Annotated in this window: 19 protein-coding genes and 1 tRNA gene; 10 read left to right on the forward strand and 10 right to left on the reverse strand. The window is 72.8% G+C overall.

Annotated elements, in window-relative coordinates; all coding sequences use genetic code 11:
* Positions 1-30: 30 nt before the first annotated feature.
* Positions 31-846, reverse strand: coding sequence for a helix-turn-helix domain-containing protein (locus tag WCS02_RS21110; RefSeq protein ID WP_376984271.1), 816 nt, complete (start codon positions 844-846; stop codon positions 31-33).
* A gap of 273 nt (positions 847-1,119) precedes the next feature.
* On the reverse strand, positions 1,120-1,497 hold the full coding sequence (locus WCS02_RS00720; RefSeq protein WP_340288252.1) for a hypothetical protein: 378 nt from the start codon (positions 1,495-1,497) through the stop codon (positions 1,120-1,122).
* Between the two features lie 297 nt (positions 1,498-1,794).
* Between WCS02_RS00720 and WCS02_RS00725 the strand changes: the two genes are divergently transcribed.
* Positions 1,795-2,556, forward strand: coding sequence for a phospholipase D-like domain-containing protein (locus WCS02_RS00725; protein WP_340288255.1), 762 nt, complete (start codon positions 1,795-1,797; stop codon positions 2,554-2,556).
* 22 nt (positions 2,557-2,578) lie between these two features.
* A complete protein-coding gene (locus tag WCS02_RS00730; RefSeq protein ID WP_340288258.1) occupies positions 2,579-3,049 on the forward strand; it encodes an NUDIX hydrolase in 471 nt (156 codons plus the stop codon).
* Here WCS02_RS00730 and WCS02_RS00735 read toward each other — a convergent pair.
* Together WCS02_RS00735 and WCS02_RS00740 are read right to left on the reverse strand one after the other, a co-directional pair.
* Positions 3,017-3,583 (reverse strand): HD domain-containing protein, encoded by a 567-nt coding sequence (locus WCS02_RS00735; RefSeq protein ID WP_340288261.1) that lies wholly within the window; start codon positions 3,581-3,583, stop codon positions 3,017-3,019. The two genes, WCS02_RS00730 and WCS02_RS00735, sit on opposite strands and share 33 nt — an antisense overlap.
* A gap of 217 nt (positions 3,584-3,800) precedes the next feature.
* Positions 3,801-3,891 (reverse strand) — tRNA-Ser (locus WCS02_RS00740).
* Positions 3,892-3,924: 33 nt separating this feature from the next.
* Here WCS02_RS00740 and WCS02_RS21115 point away from each other — a divergent pair.
* A complete protein-coding gene (locus WCS02_RS21115; RefSeq protein ID WP_376984272.1) occupies positions 3,925-4,716 on the forward strand; it encodes a chorismate mutase in 792 nt (263 codons plus the stop codon).
* Positions 4,717-4,830: 114 nt separating this feature from the next.
* Here the strand turns inward: WCS02_RS21115 and WCS02_RS00755 are convergent, their stop codons facing one another.
* From WCS02_RS00755 to WCS02_RS00765, 3 genes are read right to left on the reverse strand one after another with little or no spacing between them, the layout of a single operon-like run.
* Positions 4,831-5,283 (reverse strand): hypothetical protein, encoded by a 453-nt coding sequence (locus WCS02_RS00755; protein ID WP_340288264.1) that lies wholly within the window; start codon positions 5,281-5,283, stop codon positions 4,831-4,833.
* A 3-nt stretch (positions 5,284-5,286) separates the two neighbouring features.
* The gene (locus tag WCS02_RS00760; RefSeq protein ID WP_340288267.1) at positions 5,287-6,648 is read right to left on the reverse strand and encodes a DUF4331 domain-containing protein; all 1,362 of its coding nucleotides are present in this window, start codon (positions 6,646-6,648) and stop codon (positions 5,287-5,289) included.
* Positions 6,648-6,980, reverse strand: coding sequence for a hypothetical protein (locus WCS02_RS00765; protein ID WP_340288270.1), 333 nt, complete (start codon positions 6,978-6,980; stop codon positions 6,648-6,650). Before WCS02_RS00765 ends, WCS02_RS00760 begins: the two co-directional genes overlap by 1 nt.
* A 223-nt stretch (positions 6,981-7,203) precedes the next feature.
* On the opposite strand from WCS02_RS00765, the gene WCS02_RS00770 reads away from it, so the two are divergent.
* Positions 7,204-8,316, forward strand: a complete 1,113-nt coding sequence (locus WCS02_RS00770) for a ferredoxin reductase (RefSeq protein WP_340288273.1) — start codon at positions 7,204-7,206, stop codon at positions 8,314-8,316.
* Positions 8,317-8,403: 87 nt separating this feature from the next.
* Positions 8,404-9,684 carry a fatty acid desaturase family protein gene (locus WCS02_RS00775; RefSeq protein WP_340288276.1) on the forward strand — a complete coding sequence of 427 codons (1,281 nt, stop codon included), beginning with the start codon at positions 8,404-8,406 and terminating at the stop codon, positions 9,682-9,684.
* Between the two features lie 36 nt (positions 9,685-9,720).
* Here WCS02_RS00775 and WCS02_RS00780 read toward each other — a convergent pair whose 3' ends face one another.
* Positions 9,721-10,092, reverse strand: coding sequence for a DUF3140 domain-containing protein (locus WCS02_RS00780; RefSeq protein WP_340288279.1), 372 nt, complete (start codon positions 10,090-10,092; stop codon positions 9,721-9,723).
* A 58-nt stretch (positions 10,093-10,150) separates the two neighbouring features.
* Here WCS02_RS00780 and WCS02_RS00785 point away from each other — a divergent pair, with 58 nt between their 5' ends.
* Positions 10,151-11,158, forward strand: a complete 1,008-nt coding sequence (locus WCS02_RS00785) for an LLM class F420-dependent oxidoreductase (RefSeq protein WP_340288282.1) — start codon at positions 10,151-10,153, stop codon at positions 11,156-11,158.
* Here WCS02_RS00785 and WCS02_RS00790 read toward each other — a convergent pair.
* Together WCS02_RS00790 and fdhD are read right to left on the reverse strand one after the other, a co-directional pair.
* Positions 11,098-11,844, reverse strand: a complete 747-nt coding sequence (locus WCS02_RS00790) for a TetR/AcrR family transcriptional regulator (RefSeq protein WP_340288285.1) — start codon at positions 11,842-11,844, stop codon at positions 11,098-11,100. The genes WCS02_RS00785 and WCS02_RS00790 overlap by 61 nt on opposite strands.
* Before the next feature lie 405 nt (positions 11,845-12,249).
* On the reverse strand, positions 12,250-13,047 hold the full coding sequence (gene fdhD / locus WCS02_RS00795; protein ID WP_340288314.1) for a formate dehydrogenase accessory sulfurtransferase FdhD: 798 nt from the start codon (positions 13,045-13,047) through the stop codon (positions 12,250-12,252).
* A 178-nt stretch (positions 13,048-13,225) separates the two neighbouring features.
* Here fdhD and WCS02_RS00800 point away from each other — a divergent pair, with 178 nt between their 5' ends.
* From WCS02_RS00800 to WCS02_RS00815, 4 genes are all read left to right on the forward strand, one after another.
* Positions 13,226-14,578, forward strand: a complete 1,353-nt coding sequence (locus WCS02_RS00800) for an L-lactate MFS transporter (RefSeq protein ID WP_340288288.1) — start codon at positions 13,226-13,228, stop codon at positions 14,576-14,578.
* 48 nt (positions 14,579-14,626) lie between these two features.
* The gene (locus tag WCS02_RS00805) at positions 14,627-14,785 is read left to right on the forward strand and encodes an MFS transporter small subunit (protein ID WP_340288291.1); all 159 of its coding nucleotides are present in this window, start codon (positions 14,627-14,629) and stop codon (positions 14,783-14,785) included.
* 80 nt (positions 14,786-14,865) lie between these two features.
* Positions 14,866-17,208, forward strand: a complete 2,343-nt coding sequence (locus tag WCS02_RS00810) for an FdhF/YdeP family oxidoreductase (protein ID WP_340288294.1) — start codon at positions 14,866-14,868, stop codon at positions 17,206-17,208.
* A gap of 5 nt (positions 17,209-17,213) precedes the next feature.
* The coding region (locus WCS02_RS00815) for a molybdopterin molybdotransferase MoeA (protein WP_340288298.1) at positions 17,214-18,315 on the forward strand (1,102 nt) is incomplete at its 3' end.

Genomic DNA, 18,315 nt, shown 5'->3' on the forward strand with positions numbered 1-18,315 from the left:
AGACGTCCCTTCTTCGGATTGGCGGAGCTGCTAGTGAGCGACTAGCTGGTCCGCACGGCAGCCGGGGCAGATGCCGTGGTGGGTGACCAGGTGGTCGGGGCATCGGTGGGAGGGGCGGGCGGGCCGTGGCGCCGCTTCGCGTTCCCAGCGCCGCAGCCAGGCGACGGCAAGGTCCGGGCGGGTGGGTCGGCCGGCTACGCGGAGCAGGAGGTCGTCGCCGAGTCGAGCCAGGTGGCGCTCCGCGGCTACGTCGTGCGTAGGGGTCCACCCACGCCACGCCACCGACGGGAACCGAGCGGTGAGCTCGTCCCGGGCGGACAACCACGCGGCGGACGGCGACACGACGCCGAGTCCCTCGGCATCCCCGCGCTGAGAGTCGCCCGCTTCGGCCTGCCTGTCGGGGGATGTGGGGCGGGAAGCCAGCAGACGCGGGTACCGGTCGGTTCCCCTGCGGGTTGATGACGGTTCGGGTGCCACGGCTGTGACAGCCCCACCTGGCACAGCCGTGGAAGGGGTCCCCCCGTCACGAGGTGGGAGGGGTGTCAGAACGGAGGGGGTGTCAGGTTGGGCGGGGGCGTACTGCCAGCCGTCGCCGCGCAGGACGATCCGGTAGAGGTTCGACGTACCTTCGCGCGCGTCGATCGTCAGTCGTCCCGCTTCGCGTAGAGACCGGAGGTGTCGACGCACCGTGCTCGCCGACGAGCGGGTGCGGCGGGCTAGGCGATTGATGGATGGGAAGCACGCGCCGTCGTCGTTCGCGTGATCGGCGAGAGCGAGCATGAGCAGCACGTCACCTCTGGGGAGCGACTCGTCGTCCCAGACCGCAGTCATCAGTCGGATGGCCATAGCCGCCGCCTCACGACGTGGGGGCGAACTGACCCGGCGCCAGGACGCTCTGCTCCAGTTCCACCCAGGTCCGGTGCGCCGTGGCGCGGCGGTGCTTGCGGGCGACGCTCGTGGCCACCTCGGCTGCGAAAGTGCAGCCCCGCCGGCAGTCGAAGCAGCCGACGACCGCGACACCGATACGAGGTACGCAGACCGGGCAACGGGAAGGGGTGGTCACCGGACTACCGCAGGTGCCGCACCGGTACAGCCCGATTGGGGGTGGAGCCGGTGTCTTCATGACCGCCGCACCCCCTGCGGTGCGGGTGCGACGGACCCGGTATCGAGGTGACCGTGCAGCTCATCGAGAGCGAGCAGAAGGAGCTCGATCGGTCGTGTCGGGAGTGCCGCCTGACCGACGGCAATGACCTCTGCGTCCAGCGCTCGTGCCAGCGAGGGTGCTACTTCGTACCGACCGGACAGGGCCCTCACCCAGTCCTCGAGCACGTGAATCTGATGTAGCACCGCCTCGGCTACCGCCAAGGCGTCGAGCACCTCGAAGCGGAGGAGGGCGAGACTGTCCAGTTCACCGCTGCCGATGGGCGGCACACATCGATGGGGACCGGCGCCGCTGTCGGCCGGGGACAGCTCCGGCGCGGCCGACAGCGCCTTCATTCGGTGACCTCACCGAACGCCGGGCACCCGGGGCAGGGCGGCCCGGTCGACAATGCGGGACGAAGACCCTTGGTACAGGAGTGCCGGTGCCGGGCCTTGCCGGGCCGGCTGCGGATGGGCTGCTGCATCTTCGTCTCCTCGTACGTCAGCTCGTGGTGCTGGGACTCGGCCGCCGACGGTCGCTGTCGGGGCGGCACCGCCGGTGTTGGCCGGACAGCCATGGCACCGCTGACGAATGGGACGTCCACACCCCCCGGCGGGACGCTTTAGGACGTCCTGATCCGCTACAAACGTCCTATGACATCCCACGGGGCGAGCAACGAGCGTCTTCGAGCAGCCATCACAGGCAGCGGGAGCTCCTTCACGGACGTCGGCGAAGCAGTCGGCGTCGACCGCAAGACGGTCGAGCGATGGGTCGGCGCCGGCCGGGTGCCCCACCACCGGCACCGGGTCGCCCTGGCGCAGCTGCTGGGCGAGGACGACGTGTTCCTGTGGCCGCAGACAGCCACGAGCCAGCGATCCGAGTCCGCCAGCCAGGCGGAATTCGTCGCCCTCTACCCGAACCGTGGCTCGGTCAGCATCGACACGTGGGCGTCACTGATCGACGGCGCCACGGAAGCGATCGACGTCCTTGCCTTCGCCGGCAGCTTCCTCCACGACGCGATCCCGGAGTTCGACGAGCGGCTCATCGCCGCGGCGAGACGAGGGGTGCAGGTCCGGCTGCTGTTCGGTGACCACGAGGGCGACGCCGTTGCCCGCAGGGGCGAGGAGGAGGGGATCGGGGACCTGTTGTCGGCCCGTTGCCGCCTGACGTGGAACTACCTACAAGGCATCCTGCCGGCGCCCGGCGTGACGGCCCGGAAGCACAACGCCACGCTGTACGCGTCCGTCTTTCGTTTCGACGAGACCCTCCTGGCGAACCCTCACACCTATGGCGCGGCTGCGAGCCACTCCCCGGTCCTCCACCTACGCCGGCTGCCAGGGGGACGCCTGTTCACCACGTACATGAAGTCCTTCGACCGCACCTGGGACGGCGCCACAGACGTATCCGCCGGTTAGTCCTCGGTCGTACCCTCGCCGCATGGCCCGAGTCGACTACATCGACGACCCGAACGCCCCCGCCGCGAATAGCGTCGTCCCCTCAGTGGTCGCGGCCGTTCTCGACGACAACGGTCGACTGCTGCTGATCCACAAGACCGACAACGACCTGTGGGCGCTACCCGGCGGCGGTCACGAGGTCGGCGAATCCATCAGTGACACCGTCGTCCGCGAGGTGAAGGAGGAGACCGGGTACGACGTCGAGGTGACGGACCTCGTGGGCACCTACACCAACCCCAGGCACGTCATGGCCTACGACGACGGCGAAGTTCGCCAGCAGTTCTCGATCTGCTTCCGAGCCCGGCTCGTCGGCGGACAATTGCGGACGAGCAGCGAGAGCAAGGCCGTCGAGTGGGTCGAGCCAGAGCAGCTGGACAAGCTGTCCATGCATCCGTCCATGCGCCAACGAGTGGCCGACGCGCTACGCGTCGACGGTCGACCCCACATCGGCTGACCCGAGAGACACCCTGCCTCGTCGCGCCGACGCGATCAGCTCGGGACGAGAGCGGGTGACGGCCCGGTGCACCGGGTCCTCCTCCGGGTACCGCGACAGGATCTCCGACAGCCTTTGCTCCACCGTCACCACGTCCCCCTGCGGACTCGTGGTGAGGTCGAGGAACGTGATCAGGTCCAGGTCAGTGGCCGACGGCAATGGGAGCCCTGCCAGTGCCTTCGCCAGGCCTCGTTCTTCCGCTTCGTAAGCGGCACCCGAGTGGTGGGCTACCAGCGCGACGACCTCGTCGCTCTCGCCGTTGTCAGCCAGGAAAGTCGCACCGTCCAGAGGATGGAACCCCGTCCGCGCGAGAGCCGGCGCGTACCCGACGTCATGTAGCCACGCAGCCCGGGTGACGATCGGCGACACGGTCTCCGTAGCCCCGGCGAAGGCCTCCGCTCGCAGACCCATGGCGCGGACATGGTCCCAGCGATCCCCGCTGCCCTGCAGCCAGCGGGCCGCCAGCGCACGTGCGTCGGCGAGGGGCTTCTCCATGCCGCCACGCTACTGACCGGCCACCGCCGGCGGGGGGCCGATGGCCTTGGCCGGGCGGCTGCAAGGGCTGGCTCAATGGGAATTCCGAGGGCACGCATAGGGCACTGGCAGCCGGATACGACCGTTGACGGCCGCTCACAGCCGGACACGGGGGCGCGCTATCGAGGTGGGTCGGCGCCAGCATCGTCGCAGGTCAGGGGGCGTTTCTGCTGGTCAGCGGAGGGCGTGGGATTCGAACCCACGAGACGGGTGGTGACCCGCCCAACGGTTTTCAAGACCGTCTCCATCGGCCGCTCGGACAGCCCTCCTGGGGTGACAGTGTGCCTGGGTAGCGTCCGCGCATGCAGAGCCACTCCTACGAGGTGACGACCGTCTGGACGGGCAACACCGGCAGCGGGACGTCCGGCTACCGGGACTACGCGCGCTCGCTCGAGGTGCGCACGCCCGGGCGCGAGACGCTGCCCGGTTCCTCGGACCCGGCCTTCCGGGGCGACCCCACCCGGTGGAACCCGGAGCTGCTGCTGCTCGCGGCACTCGGGCAGTGCCACCTGCTGTCGTACCTGCACGCCTGCGTGGAGGCGGGGGTCGTCGTCACGGCGTACGAGGACCGGGCGGGCGGGACCATGGCCGAGGACGGCGCCGGCGGCGGGCGGTTCACCGAGGTGGTGCTGCGCCCGCACGTGACGGTGGCGGGCCCGTCGATGGTCGAGGCCGCGACGGCCGCGCACGTCCTGGCCGGCGAGCGCTGCTTCATCGCGGCGTCGGTCGCCTTCCCCGTCCGGCACGAGCCGACGGTGGTGGCGGAGGACGGTCCACGTGCGACTGACGCAGCGGCACCCGCACCGGCCGGCCTGGCGCAGGTGCGCGCCGAGATCGACCGGATCGACGCCCGGCTCGTCGGGCTGCTCGCCCGCCGGCAGGAGCAGGTGCGCCTGGCCGGGACGCTCAAGACCGACGAGGCCGCGGTGCGCGCTCCCGACCGGCAGGCAGCCGTCCTCGCCGCCGTGAGGGAGCGGGCCCTCGCAGCCGGCCTGGACACCGGGGTCGCCGAGCAGGTGTGGCGGGCGATGGTCGCCGGGTTCGTCGACCTGGAGCTGCGCGAGCACGCCGCCCGGACCTCCCCCGGCAGCTGACGACCCGGCGCCCGCGCCTGTCCGTGAGCGGGGGGCGCCCGGGGGGCCGGGACGCCGCAGCCGGCGGCCCCCGGAGGGACCACCGGCCACGGACGCCTGCCCGGACCTTGCCGGCTAGACCGCCGGCTCCGGCCAGCGGGCCTCGACGACCTCGCCGCCGGTCACCGTGACGCGGAGCGCCGCGGAGCCGTCGGCCTGCCACAGCGTCCAGCCGCCCTGCTGGAGGGCGCCGAACACCGCGGTGGGCCGGACGGCCCCGGACGGCGTGGTGCGCGGGAGGACCTCGACGTGCTGGCGCTCGTCGTCCCGCCCGGCCGGGCTGATCTCGATCTCCCGGCCGACCATCTCCGCCGGGGTGTGCAGGACCAGGGCCCCGACGTCCCCGCCGATGTCGAGGACGACGGGACCCTGCCCCGCGCCCGGGTTGTGGGCCGACACGAAGCCGGGGCGGTGACCGTCGGCGGACCCGTGGTCGTGCCCGTGGGTGTGCCCGTGGTCGTGATCATGGGCGTGCCCGTGGTCCTGGTGCCCGCCGTGGTCGTGCCCGTGCTGCTCCGTGCCGGCCACCGGTCAGGCCGCCGGGACGTCGAAGCCGGAGTACGGCACGTTGACGTAGGGGAACCCGTCGAGCACCGGCGTGGGCGTGCTGCCGTCGGTGACGAGCGCGGCCGCGCCGTCCGGGGTGAACGACGGGTCGACCAGCGGGATGGTGGCCCCGGCGATCGCCCGCAGCTCGATGGTGACCACGTCGTCGGTGAGCCGCCGGCCGTTGGGGAAGCCGGCGAGGTCGCCGCCGACGATGCCCAGCGGGTTCGGGTCCGTCGCCGGCGGGATGGCGACGTTGAGCCGGAGCATGTCCGCCTGGGTCGGGCCGGTGTAGTTCTGGAACCCCGGGACGACGCCCCCGGGGATGCCCGTGAGCAGGATCGCGAGAAGGTCCGCGCGCTCCTTGGTGTAGCCCTGCAGGTTCGGGAAGACGCCCGGGTAGAGCACCGGCAGCAGGCCCGCCAGCTCCGGACGCGCGACCCCGCCGGCGAACTGCGAGTCACCCCACGGCGTGGAGTTGTTGAAGGAGTCCTTGCGCGACATCGGCACGAGGACCTCGTTGAACAGCGGGTTCGCCATCCGCGAGACCTGCGCCATCGGGCCCGTGCTGACGTAGCGGTCGAGCTTCTCGTCGAACGTCCGGTTCTTGGCCCGGCTGGCCGACGTCCACACCCCGATGGTCGAGTCGTGGTCCATCGGGTCCGACGGGTTGTCGCGGTTGCGCGTGACGGAGCTGATGGGCAGCTGCAGCACGATGCTGTGGACATTGACCTGCGACAGCGTGTTGATGCCGCTCATGGCGCCCATCGGCAGCAGGTGCAGGTTCTGGAACGGCCGCAGCGCGCCCAGGTCGAACACCGAGCCGAGGTCGACCCAGAACGGGTCGGCCCGCTGCCCGGCGAACACGCGACCGCCGTCGGGCAGGTCGTAGTAGGCGTCCTCGGCGAGGCCGACGTAGTCCGGCGTCGAGCGGGGACCGACGTTGCACGGCGGCACCTTGAGGCCGGTGGCCTGGGTGCGGTTGCGCTGCCGCGAGCGCCGGGTGACGGAGTAGGTCTGGGGCCGGTTGTAGCTCGGCGAGTCCAGGCTGGTGACCGGCCCGGTGATGTAGAGGAACGTGTTCGGGTTGGGCACCCGGGTGCTGAACCGGAACGAGTAGGTGATCTCGTCACGGCTGTCGCCCAGGGTCGGGGCGATGTGGATCTTGTACTCGACGTCGTCGCCGAACTCGAAGAAGTTCGGCCCGCTCGCCGGGTCCTGCAGCGGGACGTAGTTGGCGATGATCGTCACGGTGTCCGGGCGGTCCGGGCTGACGAAGGCGTAGACGTCGGTGGAGTCGGCGACCGGGTCCTTGGAGATCTCCGGTGCCTCGCGGTGGGACGACATCAGCGGGCCCCCAGCGTCCGGACGATGGCCCGCACGAGCGCGGGGTCCTCGACGACGACCTCGCGGTCGCCGGACATGACGGTGACCTCGGACTCGCCGGGGCGGATGTAGGCGACGACGGTGCCCGCCTGCAGGTCGACGTCCACGGCGTCGGTGCCGGCGCTCGCGGCGGGGTCGCCGTGGGCCCAGGCGGTGGTGCCGCCGGCCGTCGCCGCGAGGGCGAGGGCACTGGTACCGGCGAGGAAGAACCGCCGGCTGGAGCCCGGGGCCGCGGGCGCAGGCGCGTCCACGACCGGGGGGTGGTGCAGGGACGGGGAGGGCTGGTGCTGCATGACTGGCTCCTCAGGAGGACCGCCGTTGCGCGCCGCGACGTGCGGCGCGCCCCCGGTCGTCGACGACCGGGGCACCGCGGGTACGTCACCGTCGGGCTGCCGGATGGGGAGCCGGACGGTGGGTCTTCCTCGCCGGGCCCGGTCGTCAAACCTCTGGGCCGTATGAGGTCTGCCACAGCCTACGGTGTCGTAACTTACGGGACCGTAGGTTACCGTCGACGACGTGCCCCTCCTCGTGCTGCCCCGCCCCGACGCCGGGGACCCCCCGCGCCCCGCGCGGCGGAGCCTGGCGGCGGTGCTGTCACGGCTGGCCACCACGGCCGTCACCCCGCTCGTGCCCGGGGACTACCTGGACCTCGTCGCCCCGCTGCGCTCCGGCGCCCCGCTGCGCGGTCGCGTCGTCGACGTCGTCCGGGAGACGGCCGACGCCACCACCGTCGTCATCCGCCCCGGGCGCGACTGGGCCGGCCACACCGCCGGGCAGTACGTCCGCCTGGGCGTCGACGTCGACGGCGTCCGCCGCTGGCGCGCCTACTCCATCACCTCCCCCGCCGGCCGTGCCGACGGCCTGGTGCAGGTCACCGTCAAGGCGATCCCCGACGGGGTCGTCAGCGGCCACGTCGCGCACCGGCTCCGCCCCGGCACGCTCCTGCACCTGGACCAGGCGACGGGCGGGTTCACGCTCGGCGACCATCGCGGGCCCACCCTCTTCGTCACGGCCGGCTCCGGTGTCACCCCCGTCGTCGGGATGCTCCGCAGCCACCTGCACGAGCTCGCCGACGTGGTCGTCGTCCACTCCGCCCCCCGCGCCGAGGACGTCATCTTCGGCGCCGAGCTGCGCGCCTGGGCCGCCCAGGGCCGGATCCGCCTCGTCGAGCGCCACACCGGCACCGACGGGATCCTCACCCCCGACGACCTCACCGCGCTCGTCCCGGACTGGCGCTCCCGCCAGACCTGGGCGTGCGGGCCGACGGCCATGCTCGACGCGGTCGAGGAGCACTGGGCGGGCGCGGGCGTCGCCGACCGGATGCACACCGAGCGGTTCCGCCCCACCGTCGCCGCGGTGGGCGAGGGCGGCTCGGTCTCCTTCTCGCGCAGCGGCACCGCCGTCGACGTCGACGGCTCCACCACCCTGCTCGACGCGGGCGAGGACGCCGGCGTCCTCATGCCGTCCGGGTGCCGGATGGGCATCTGCTTCGGCTGCGTCGTCGGCCTGCGCGAGGGCACCGTGCGCGACCTGCGCTCCGGCGAGACCACGACCGCCGTCCCCGAGGACGGCATCCGCATCCAGACCTGCGTCTCGGCCGCCGCCGGGGCCTGCGACCTCGACGTCTAGGCCCCCGCCCGACCCCCAGTCCCCCAGACCCGACCGCCCGGCACCCCTCCCCGGTGGCGCGGCGACCTCCGACCCCCAGGAGCCCTCATGCCCACCAGCACCCGCCTGTCGACCGTGACCACCGAGCGGACCCTCGTCCCCAAGCGCTCGGGCAGGCCGGACCCGACCGCCCACCTGGACGCCGCCCAGGTCGAGGCGCTCGGGCGCGAGCTGGACGCGCTGCGCAAGGAGGTCTTCGACTCCCGCGGCGCGGCCGACGCCGCCTACATCCGTCGCGTCATGACCGTCCAGCGCTCGCTGGAGATGGGCAGCCGTGCGGTTCTGCTGTTCTCGCTGTTCCCGCCGGCCTGGTTCCTCGGGACCGCCGGGCTGAGCGTGGCCAAGATCCTCGAGAACATGGAGATCGGCCACAACGTCATGCACGGCCAGTGGGACTGGATGCGCGACCCGAAGATTCACTCGACGTCCTACGAGTGGGACCACGCCTCGCCGTCGGACCTGTGGAAGCACAGCCACAACGAGCTGCACCACACCTTCACCAACGTGCTGGGCCGCGACAACGACCTCGGCTACGGGATCATGCGGGTCGACGAGGACCAGCGCTGGTACCCCGCCTACGTGCTCCAGCCGTTCTGGAACTTCCTCAACGCGTGCTTCTTCGAGTATGGGATCGCCTCCTACGACCTCGAGCTGGGCGCGCACATCCGCAACGGCACGCTGGACGACCCGACGCTGCGCGCCAACGCCCGCAAGGTGCTGACCAAGGTCCGCCGCCAGATGACCAAGGACTACGTCGTCCACCCGCTGCTGAGCGGCCCGTCGGTGCTGCACACGCTGGGCGCCAACGTGGTCGCGAACCTGGTCCGCAACGTGTGGACCCACTCGGTGATCATGTGCGGCCACTTCCCCGAGGGCGTCGACACCTTCGCCAAGGACTCCATCGAGGGCGAGACCCGCGGCGAGTGGTACCTGCGCCAGATGATGGGCTCGGCCAACATCCGCGGCTCCAAGGCCATGCACGTGATGACCGGCAACCTGTCGCACCAGATCGAGCACCACCTGTTCCCGGACATGCCGAGCAACCGGTACGCCCAGATCGCCCCCCGGATCCAGGACGTCTGCGCCCGTTACGGCATCAAGTACACAACCGGGACGCTCACGCAGCAGGTCGCCTCCGCCTGGCGCCAGGTCGTGAAGCTGTCGCTGCCCAACGACACGACGGCCGCCCAGACGGCTGCCATGCTCGCCCGCGGTGCGGCGACCGGTGCCCGCCGGAAGGTGGCGGCGGTCCTGTCGCGCCGCGGCCGTGCGGCCGTGGTCGCCCCCGTGGCACCTGCGGCCGGCGCCCCGGTCGCCGTCGCCGCCTGAGGGAGGGCCGCCCCTCGGCGGCCCCTCCCTCGCAGGTCAGTCGGCGCGGCGGTCCGTGGTCTCGCCGACCGGCTTGAGCGGGTCGTGGCCCACCGTCATGAGACGGTGGCGCCAGTGGGCCTCGCCGGCCGTCGGCTCCAGGTCCTCGCGGCGCTCCGAGCGGACCCGGTCGACGACCCGCTGCATCAGGGCGACGTCGTCGGCGTCCACGTCGGTCTTCCGCTTCCCCAGCAGCCGCAGGACGTGCTGCCCGGTCTCGGTGCCCGCCCGGTCGGGGAGCGCCTCGCCGACCTCGTCGGCCGCGCGCACCCGCAACCAGTCGCCCAGCTCGCGGCTGGTCATGTTCACCACGGTGTGGAACTCGTCCCAGAGCTCGTCGAGCTCGGTGTCCGTCAGGTCATGCTGCATGCGCAGGGCGCTACCCGCTGGCTGCGGGGGGCATGCGGGTCGGTCTACCGTCGCCGCCATGAGCGACGACGCCCTCCGGTTCGGTCTCTTCGTCCCCCAGGGCTGGCGCCTGGACCTGGTGGGCATCGACCCCGCCGAGCACTGGTCCACCCTGCGGGCGCTCGCGCAGCGCGCCGACGCCGGCCCGTGGGAGTCGCTGTGGGTGTACGACCACTTCCACACGGTGCCGGAGCCGACCGAGGAGGCCACGCACGAGGCGTGGACGCTGATGGCGGCCCTCGCCGCGGTCACCGACCGGGTCCGCCTGGGGCAGATGTGCACGTGCACCGGCTACCGGAACCCCGCCTACCTTGCCAAGGTCGCGGCGACCGTCGACGTCGTGTCCGGCGGCCGCGTCGAGATGGGCATCGGTGCGGGCTGGTACGAGCACGAGTGGCGCGCCTACGGCTACGGCTTCCCCGGCGCGGGCGAGCGGCTGGCGATGCTGCGCGAGGGCGTGGAGATCATGCGGCAGATGTGGGAGCAGGGCTCCTCCACCTTCGCCGGCGAGCACTACCGGACCGACGGGGCGCTGTGCCGGCCGCTCCCGCTGCAGGAGGGCGGGATCCCGCTGTGGGTGGCCGGCGGCGGGGAGCGGAAGACGCTGCGGATCGCCGCGGAGCACGCGCGGTACACGAACTTCGAGGGCACGCTCGAGGGGTTCGTCCACAAGTCCGAGGTGCTGGCCGGCCACTGCCGCGACATCGGGCGCGACCCGGCGACCATCACCCGCAGCGCCAACTACAACGTCGTCCTCGGTCGTGACGAGGCCGAGGTGGCCGACCGCCTCGCGCAGCGCCGGTCCCGCCTGGAGGGCCTGGTCAGCCCGGCCGCCGTCGAGCGCGAGGTGGTCTCGTACGCGCCGGAGCTGCCGGCCGTGGGCACGCCCGAGCAGGTCGTGGAGAAGCTGCGCCCGCTCGTCGACGCCGGGATGACCTACCCGATCCTCTACTTCCCCGAGGCCGCCTACGACACGAGCGGCATCGAGCTGTTCGAGCAGGAGGTCCTGCCGGCGCTGCGCGGCTGAGCGCGGCGGTCGGCGAGGAGCACGGCCGAGGCGTCCTCCAGCGGGAGGGACGGGTCGAGCGCGTGGTGCAGCAGCAGCCCGTCGAGGAGCGCGACGAGGAGCACCGCGGCACCCTCGCGCTGCTCGGCCGGGACGCCCGTGCGCGCCAGCCACCAGAGCAGCCCCGACCGGGCGTCGTCCAGGGACCGCCGCACGGTCGACCGGACGATCGCGTCGTCCATGGCGGCCACCACGACCTCGGCCAGCACGTGCCGCTGCTCGGGCCCGGGCGGGCCGTATCCGAGCAGGTCGTCGTACGCGCCGACCCCGGTGTCGTCGGCCCGGTCCGCCTCGTCGCCTCGGAGCACGTCGTCAGCACGGAGCACGTCGTCGGCCCGGAGCGCGTCGTCGAGCAGACCGTCGAGCACCGCCGCCACGCCCTCCTGCCAGGTGCCGCGGGACGTGAGGTCGTGCAGGGCCGGGCGGAGCATGTCGGCGACGAGGTCTGCCGCCACCTCCCGCCGCAGCCGCCCCGCCGTGCCGAAGTGGTACCCCACCAGGCTGCGCGAGACCCCTGCGCGCTCCGCCACACCTCGCACCGTCAGCTGACGCCAGCCGCGCTCCATCACGATGTCCATGCCGGCCCGCACGATCTCGCCCCTGCACTGTTCCGCCCTGTCCGGCGCGTCCCACCCGTCGTTCCCCACGCCGGCAGCGTGCGCGCTCGGCGCGTGGGACGGTCCCGGTGACGGCGCGGCTGTGGACGGTGGCATCCCTGCACAGGCTGTGAGCGCAACGCTGCGGACGCCCGGCGGGACGGACACCAGGGGTCAGTCCTGCGTCGTTCGGCCCGCGGGTCAGGGCACGGCACCGAGCGACGGGGCAGTAGCCGGCTCGGGCGACGAGCACAGTGGTACTGGACAAGCGACCAGGCTGGACGCTTGTCCAGCGGCGGTAGGTAATTCCCCACGACAGCTCCTGAGAACTGGTGAGCACCGAGGGGCCAGGACCCGGTGGCTGGTCGCCCACGGCGGACCGAAGCAGGAGAGGGGGCCGTGTCAGGCTCATAGTCCGGTCAGGCGTGACCGCACGTCCGTGACCGCGAGCCCCGCTCAGGCGGGCAGGTCGACCCGGTGCTCGCCCGTGTAGACGGTGAAGCGGCCGCCGCGGCTGAAGCCGACCAGCGTCATGCCTGCGTCCTCGGCGAGCTCGACGGCCAGCGACGAGGGCGCGGAGACGGCCGCGAGCACCGGGATGCCGGCCAGGCGGGCCTTCTGGACGAGCTCGAAGGACGCCCGGCCGCTCACCTGCAGGACGTGCCCGGCCAGGGGCACCCGTCCCTCGCGCAGCGCCCAGCCGACGACCTTGTCCACGGCGTTGTGCCGACCCACGTCCTCGCGCACCACGAGGCACTCGCCGTCGGCGGTGAACAGCCCGGCCGCGTGCAGCCCGCCCGTGGTGGAGAACACGGCCTGCTCCTCGCGCAGCAGGTCCGGCAGCGACACCAGCAGCGACGGGGCGACGCGCACCGGGTCCGACGCGGTGTCGAAGCGGGCGACCTTCTCCACGGCCTCGAGCGAGGCGCTGCCGCAGACGCCGCACGCGGACGACGTGTAGACGTGGCGCTCCAGCGACGGGTCCGGCGGCGGCACGTGAGGGGCGAGCACCACGTCGACGGCGGCGTCGAGGGAGCGCACCGTCACCACGTCGGCCGCGGCGCCCACCACGCCCTCGCCGACGAGGAAGCCCAGTGCCAGGTCGATGTCGTGACCGGGCGTGCGCATCGTCACCGTGAAGGCCTTGCCCGACAGCCGGACCTCCAGGGGCTCCTCGACCGCGAGGGAGTCCGGGCGGGTCGTCGTCACCGACGTCGTGGTGTCGTGGCGGACCACGCGTCGTCGAGCCGTCATCGCCACCGCGCAAGTATCCGCCCCCGGGCCTAGGTTCGCCCCACCGACCGTTCGTCGCACGGGGGGTACCGCCTGGCGCAGGAGCCGCGCAGACGGGGAACCGGATTTGCTTCAAGGTTTGATCAGACGTATCACAGACCGGCCTCCCCCGCCCCGCCCCCTGACCCGAGGAGCAACGATGCTCGCACTGCTCGACCGTGAGCGGACCGTCGCCGGTCCCGGCTTCAACCGGTGGCTCGTGCCCCCGGCCGCGCTGGCGGTGCACCTGTCGATCGGTCAGGTGTACGCCTTCAGCGTCTTCAACGCCCCGCTGGCCGAGCGCTTCGGCGCCAGCGCCACCGACATCGCCATCATCTTCTCGATCGCCATCGTCATGCTCGGCCTGTCAGCCGCATTCGGCGGGACCTGGGTCGAGCGCAACGGCCCCCGCAAGGCGATGGCCCTGTCCGCGACCTGTTGGAGCCTCGGCTTCCTCATCGCCGCGCTCGGCATCTCCTCGGGCCAGCTCTGGCTGGTCTACCTCGGCTACGGCGTGCTCGGCGGCGTCGGCCTGGGCATCGGCTACATCTCGCCGGTCTCGACGCTCATCAAGTGGTTCCCCGACCGTCCCGGCCTGGCCACCGGCCTGGCGATCATGGGCTTCGGCGGCGGCGCGCTCGTCGCCTCCCCGCTGAGCAACCGGCTCCTCGGCCTCTACGCCGAGAACCCCGCCGACGCGCTCGTGCCGGTGTTCCTCACCCTCGGCATCACCTACGCCGTGCTCATGTCGCTCGGTGCCTACGTCGTGCGGGTCCCCTCCCCCGACTGGCGCCCGGAGGGCTGGACCCCGCCCCCCGCCACGGACACCGCGTCGATGAAGACCACGGCCAACGTCAGCGCGGCCAACGCCATCAAGACCCCGCAGTTCTGGCTGCTGTGGACGGTGCTGTTCTGCAACGTCACCGCCGGCATCGGAATCCTCGCCCAGGCCTCGCCGATGGTGCAGGCGTTCTTCTCCTCCGTCGACGCGGCCGAGGCCGCCGGCTACGTGGGCCTGCTCAGCCTCGCCAACATGGCCGGTCGCCTGGTCTGGTCGTCGACCTCCGACGTCATCGGCCGCAAGAACACCTACGTCATGTACCTGGGCGTCGGGGCTGCGGCCTACCTGCTCGTCGTGCTCTTCGGCCAGCTGTCGCTGACGGTCTTCGTCCTGCTCACCGTCGTCATCCTCAGCTTCTACGGCGGCGGCTTCGCCACCGTCCCGGCCTACCTCAAGGACCTGTTCGGCGGGTACCAGGTCGGCGCCATCCACGGCAGGCTGCTCACCGCCTGGTCCGCCGCCGGCGTCGCCGGCCCGATCATCGTCAGCCGCATCCTCGACGTGCAGACCAGCCGCGGCGCCGAGGGCCCGGACCTGTACACGCTCTCGCTGAGCATCATGGTCGGCGTCCTGCTGGTCGGCTTCGTCGCCAACCTGCTCGTGCGCCCGGTCAACCGGAAGTTCCACGAGCCCGCCGCCGACCGCCAGTCCGCCCTCGCGGGCGAGCGCTGACCCGGCCGGGCACCCCCGACCACGCCACCCCCGGCTGAGGAGACGACAATGTCGCACGGCACCCAGGGGCACCCCGCCCCCCGCACGCACGGCGCGGCCGAGGCCGCCGAACGCACCGCCGCGATCGCCCTCTGGGTCGTGGTCGGGCTCGCGCTCGCCTACGGCGTGAGCGAGACCGCGGTGAGGGTCGCGGCCCTGTTCACCTGAGCAGGGCACCGCCAGCACCGAGGACGACCAGCACGCCCACCGGACCTGCACCACCTGCGACGACGCACCGAGGAGCACCCATGGCGACCAAGGCCCCCCGCGACGACTTCGACGACCGCGACATCGTCGTCGAGGAGCGCAAGCACTACGCCGCCGGCGTGCCCGCGGTGCTCAAGGCGCTGGACTACTCCAACGAGCAGATGGGTGCGGTCCGCACCGGCCGCACCCTGCTGCGCCTCAACCAGAAGCACGGCTTCGACTGCCCCGGCTGCGCGTGGCCGGACCCGAAGGACCGCTCCCCCGCCGAGTTCTGCGAGAACGGCGCCAAGGCCGTCGCCGAGGAGGCCACGCTGCGGCGCGTGACGCCGGAGTTCTTCGCCGAGCACTCCCTCACCGACCTGGCCGGCAAGACCGACTGGTGGCTGGGGCAGCAGGGCCGGCTCACGTCGCCCATGATCCGCCGCGCCGGGTCCGACCACTACGTCCCGATCGGCTGGGACGAGGCGTTCCGCACCATCTCCGAGCAGCTGAAGAGCCTGCCCAGCCCGGACGACGCGGTGTTCTACACCTCGGGCCGCACGTCCAACGAGGCGGCGTTCCTGTGGCAGCTGCTCGTGCGCGGCTACGGCACGAACAACCTGCCCGACTGCTCGAACATGTGCCACGAGTCCTCGGGCTCCGCGCTCGGCGAGACCATCGGCGTCGGCAAGGGGTCGGTGTCGCTGGAGGACATCCACGAGGCCGAGCTCGTCGTCGTCGCCGGCCAGAACCCGGGCACCAACCACCCGCGCATGCTCAGCGCGCTGCAGAAGGCCAAGAAGAACGGCGCGGTCGTCGTCTCGGTCAACCCGCTGCCCGAGGCCGGGCTGATGAAGTTCAAGAACCCGCAGTCCCCGGTCAACGTGCTCACCGGCACCGAGCTCAGCGACGACTTCCTCCAGGTCCGCGTCGGCGGGGACATGGCCCTGTTCCAGGCCGTCGGGAAGCTGCTGCTCGACATGGAGGCCGCCGAGCCGGGCTCCGTCGTGGACCGCAGCTTCGTCGAGGAGCACACCAGCGGCTTCGAGGAGTACCGCGACGGGCTCGCCGACCTGGACTGGGACGAGGTCCTCACCGCCACCGGCCTGACCCGCGCCGAGATCGAGGGCCTCGCCGGCCGGTTCGCCCGGTCCGGCCGCACCATCGTCTGCTGGGCGATGGGGCTGACCCAGCACAAGCACTCGGTCAAGACGCTGCGCGAGGTCGTCAACCTGCTGCTGATCCAGGGCAACATCGGCCGCCCGGGCGCCGGCGTGTGCCCCGTGCGCGGGCACTCCAACGTCCAGGGCGACCGGACGATGGGGATCTTCGAGCGGATGCCGTCGACGTTCCACGACGCCCTCGACACGGAGTTCTCGTTCACGTCCCCGCGCGAGCACGGCTACGACACCGTCAAGGCCATCGAGGCCATGCGCGACGGGCAGGCCCGCTTCTTCATGGGCATGGGCGGCAACTTCGTCCGGGCCACCCCGGACACCGACGTCACCGAGGCCGCGCTGCGCTCCTGCGCCATGACGGTGCAGGTGTCGACCAAGCTCAACCGGTCCCACGTCGTGGCGGGCGAGACCGCCCTCATCCTCCCGACCCTCGGCCGCACCGAGCGCGACGTCCAGCGCAGCGGCGAGCAGGTCGTCACGGTCGAGGACTCCATGTCCGCGGTCCACGCGTCCAAGGGCCGCCTCAAGCCCGCCTCGGAGCACCTGCTGTCCGAGGTGGCCATCGTCTGCCGGCTGGCGCGCGAGCTGCTGGGCACCACGGTGGCGGCCGACTGGCAGGCCTTCGAGGACGACTACGCGACCATCCGCGAGCGGATCGGCCGCGTGATCCCGGGCTTCGAGGACTACGAGGCGAAGATCACCGGGCCGGACGGCAAGGACGGGTTCGTCCTGCCGCACGCCGCGGCCCAGCGCCGCTGGAACACCAAGACCGGCAAGGCGTCGTTCACGTCGAACGAGCTGGAGTACCCGCACGTGCCGGAGGGCCGCCTGCTCATGCAGACCCTGCGCAGCCACGACCAGTTCAACACCACGATCTACGGGCTCGACGACCGCTACCGCGGCATCACCGACGGCCGCCGCGTGGTGTTCGTCCACCCCGACGACATCGCCGCGCACGGCCTGGTCGACGGCCAGCACGTGGACCTGGTGAGCGAGTGGACGGACGGGGAGCGCCGCGCGGAGAACTTCCGCGTCGTCTCGTACTCGACCGCCCGCGGCTGCGTGGCGTCGTACTACCCGGAGACGAACGTCCTGGTCCCGCTCGGGCACAAGGCCGACATCTCGGGGACGCCGGCCAGCAAGTCCGTCGTGGTCCGGCTCGAGGCGCGCGCGGACGCCCCGGTGCCCGCCGGCGTCGTGGCGGCGCAGCCCGTCGCCGTGCGCTGAGCGCGGTGGTCGTCCCGGCTGCGGGCGAGCACGGGGCGGGCTTCGACGAAGCCCGCTCCGCCGCCCGCGGTCTGGGGTCCGCCCTGGCCCCTGCCCCGGTGACCGTCCCGGTCGGCGAGGCCCTCGGCACGGTGCTCGCCGCACCGCTGCACGCCCTGGGCGACGTGCCCGCCGCCGACGCCTCGGCGATGGACGGGTTCGCGGTCCGCGGTCCCGGGCCGTGGCGGGTGGTCGGGCAGGCGCTCGCCGGCGCCGGACCGTCGGCCCCGCTCGACGACGGGCACGCGGTCGAGGTCGCCACCGGCGCGCTCGTCCCCGCCGGCACCGACCGGGTGCTGCCCGTCGAGGTCGTCCGACTGGTCGGTGCTGCCGCCGGCGCGGATGCCGTCGTCCACCTCGACGGTACCCCGCCGGACCGCCGGCACGTCCGTCCGCGCGGCGAGGAGTGCTCGGCCGGGGAGCCGCTGCTGCCCGCGGGCCGTCGTGTGGTCCCCGGGGTGCTGGGGCTCGCGGCGAGCACCGGCTCGGACTGCCTGCAGGTCAGGCGCCGGCCGCGGGTCGCGGCGCTGCTCACCGGCGACGAGGTGGTGGCGGCCGGGCTGCCCGTGCCCGGGCAGGTGCGGGACGCGGTCGGCCCGCTGCTGCCGGGGGCGGTGGCCTCGCTCGGCGGCGACCTCGTGGCGCTCGAGCGGTGCGGCGACGCCCCGGGCGAGCTGGACGCGGCGCTGGAGCGTCTGGGCTCGGGCGGGGCCGACGTGCTCCTCACGTGCGGGATGGCCGGCAGCGGGCCGGCCGACCGGCTGCGACCGTGGCTGGCCCGGACCGGCGCGCGCCTGGTGGTCGACGGCGTCGAGGTCCGCCCCGGGCACCCGATGCTCCTGGCGTCCCTGCCCGGCGGCACCCCGCTCGTGGGGCTGCCCGGCAACCCGCTGGCCGCGGTGGCGGCGCTGCTCGGGCTGCTCGGCCCGCTGCTCGACGGCCTCTCGGGCCTGACGCCGCCGGTGCGTGCCGAGGCGGTGCTCACCGACTGGGAGCCGCGCGGCCGCCCGGCGACCGTCCTCCTGCCCGTCCGCCGGCGCCCGGACGGGGCGGTCGAGCCGGCGGGAC

Origin of the sequence: Aquipuribacter hungaricus (assembly GCF_037860755.1) — a bacterium.
Lineage (GTDB): Bacteria > Actinomycetota > Actinomycetes > Actinomycetales > JBBAYJ01 > Aquipuribacter > Aquipuribacter hungaricus.

Coding starts and splice junctions, on each gene's coding strand:
- WCS02_RS21110 (WP_376984271.1), bottom strand. CDS start 846: ATGGCCATCCGACTGATGACTGCGGTCTGGGACGACGAGTCGCTCCCC.
- WCS02_RS00720 (WP_340288252.1), bottom strand. CDS start 1,497: ATGAAGGCGCTGTCGGCCGCGCCGGAGCTGTCCCCGGCCGACAGCGGC.
- WCS02_RS00725 (WP_340288255.1), top strand. CDS start 1,795: ATGACATCCCACGGGGCGAGCAACGAGCGTCTTCGAGCAGCCATCACA.
- WCS02_RS00730 (WP_340288258.1), top strand. CDS start 2,579: ATGGCCCGAGTCGACTACATCGACGACCCGAACGCCCCCGCCGCGAAT.
- WCS02_RS00735 (WP_340288261.1), bottom strand. CDS start 3,583: ATGGAGAAGCCCCTCGCCGACGCACGTGCGCTGGCGGCCCGCTGGCTG.
- WCS02_RS21115 (WP_376984272.1), top strand. CDS start 3,925: ATGCAGAGCCACTCCTACGAGGTGACGACCGTCTGGACGGGCAACACC.
- WCS02_RS00760 (WP_340288267.1), bottom strand. CDS start 6,648: ATGTCGTCCCACCGCGAGGCACCGGAGATCTCCAAGGACCCGGTCGCC.
- WCS02_RS00765 (WP_340288270.1), bottom strand. CDS start 6,980: ATGCAGCACCAGCCCTCCCCGTCCCTGCACCACCCCCCGGTCGTGGAC.
- WCS02_RS00775 (WP_340288276.1), top strand. CDS start 8,404: ATGCCCACCAGCACCCGCCTGTCGACCGTGACCACCGAGCGGACCCTC.
- WCS02_RS00780 (WP_340288279.1), bottom strand. CDS start 10,092: ATGCAGCATGACCTGACGGACACCGAGCTCGACGAGCTCTGGGACGAG.
- WCS02_RS00785 (WP_340288282.1), top strand. CDS start 10,151: ATGAGCGACGACGCCCTCCGGTTCGGTCTCTTCGTCCCCCAGGGCTGG.
- fdhD (WP_340288314.1), bottom strand. CDS start 13,047: ATGACGGCTCGACGACGCGTGGTCCGCCACGACACCACGACGTCGGTG.
- WCS02_RS00800 (WP_340288288.1), top strand. CDS start 13,226: ATGCTCGCACTGCTCGACCGTGAGCGGACCGTCGCCGGTCCCGGCTTC.
- WCS02_RS00805 (WP_340288291.1), top strand. CDS start 14,627: ATGTCGCACGGCACCCAGGGGCACCCCGCCCCCCGCACGCACGGCGCG.
- WCS02_RS00810 (WP_340288294.1), top strand. CDS start 14,866: ATGGCGACCAAGGCCCCCCGCGACGACTTCGACGACCGCGACATCGTC.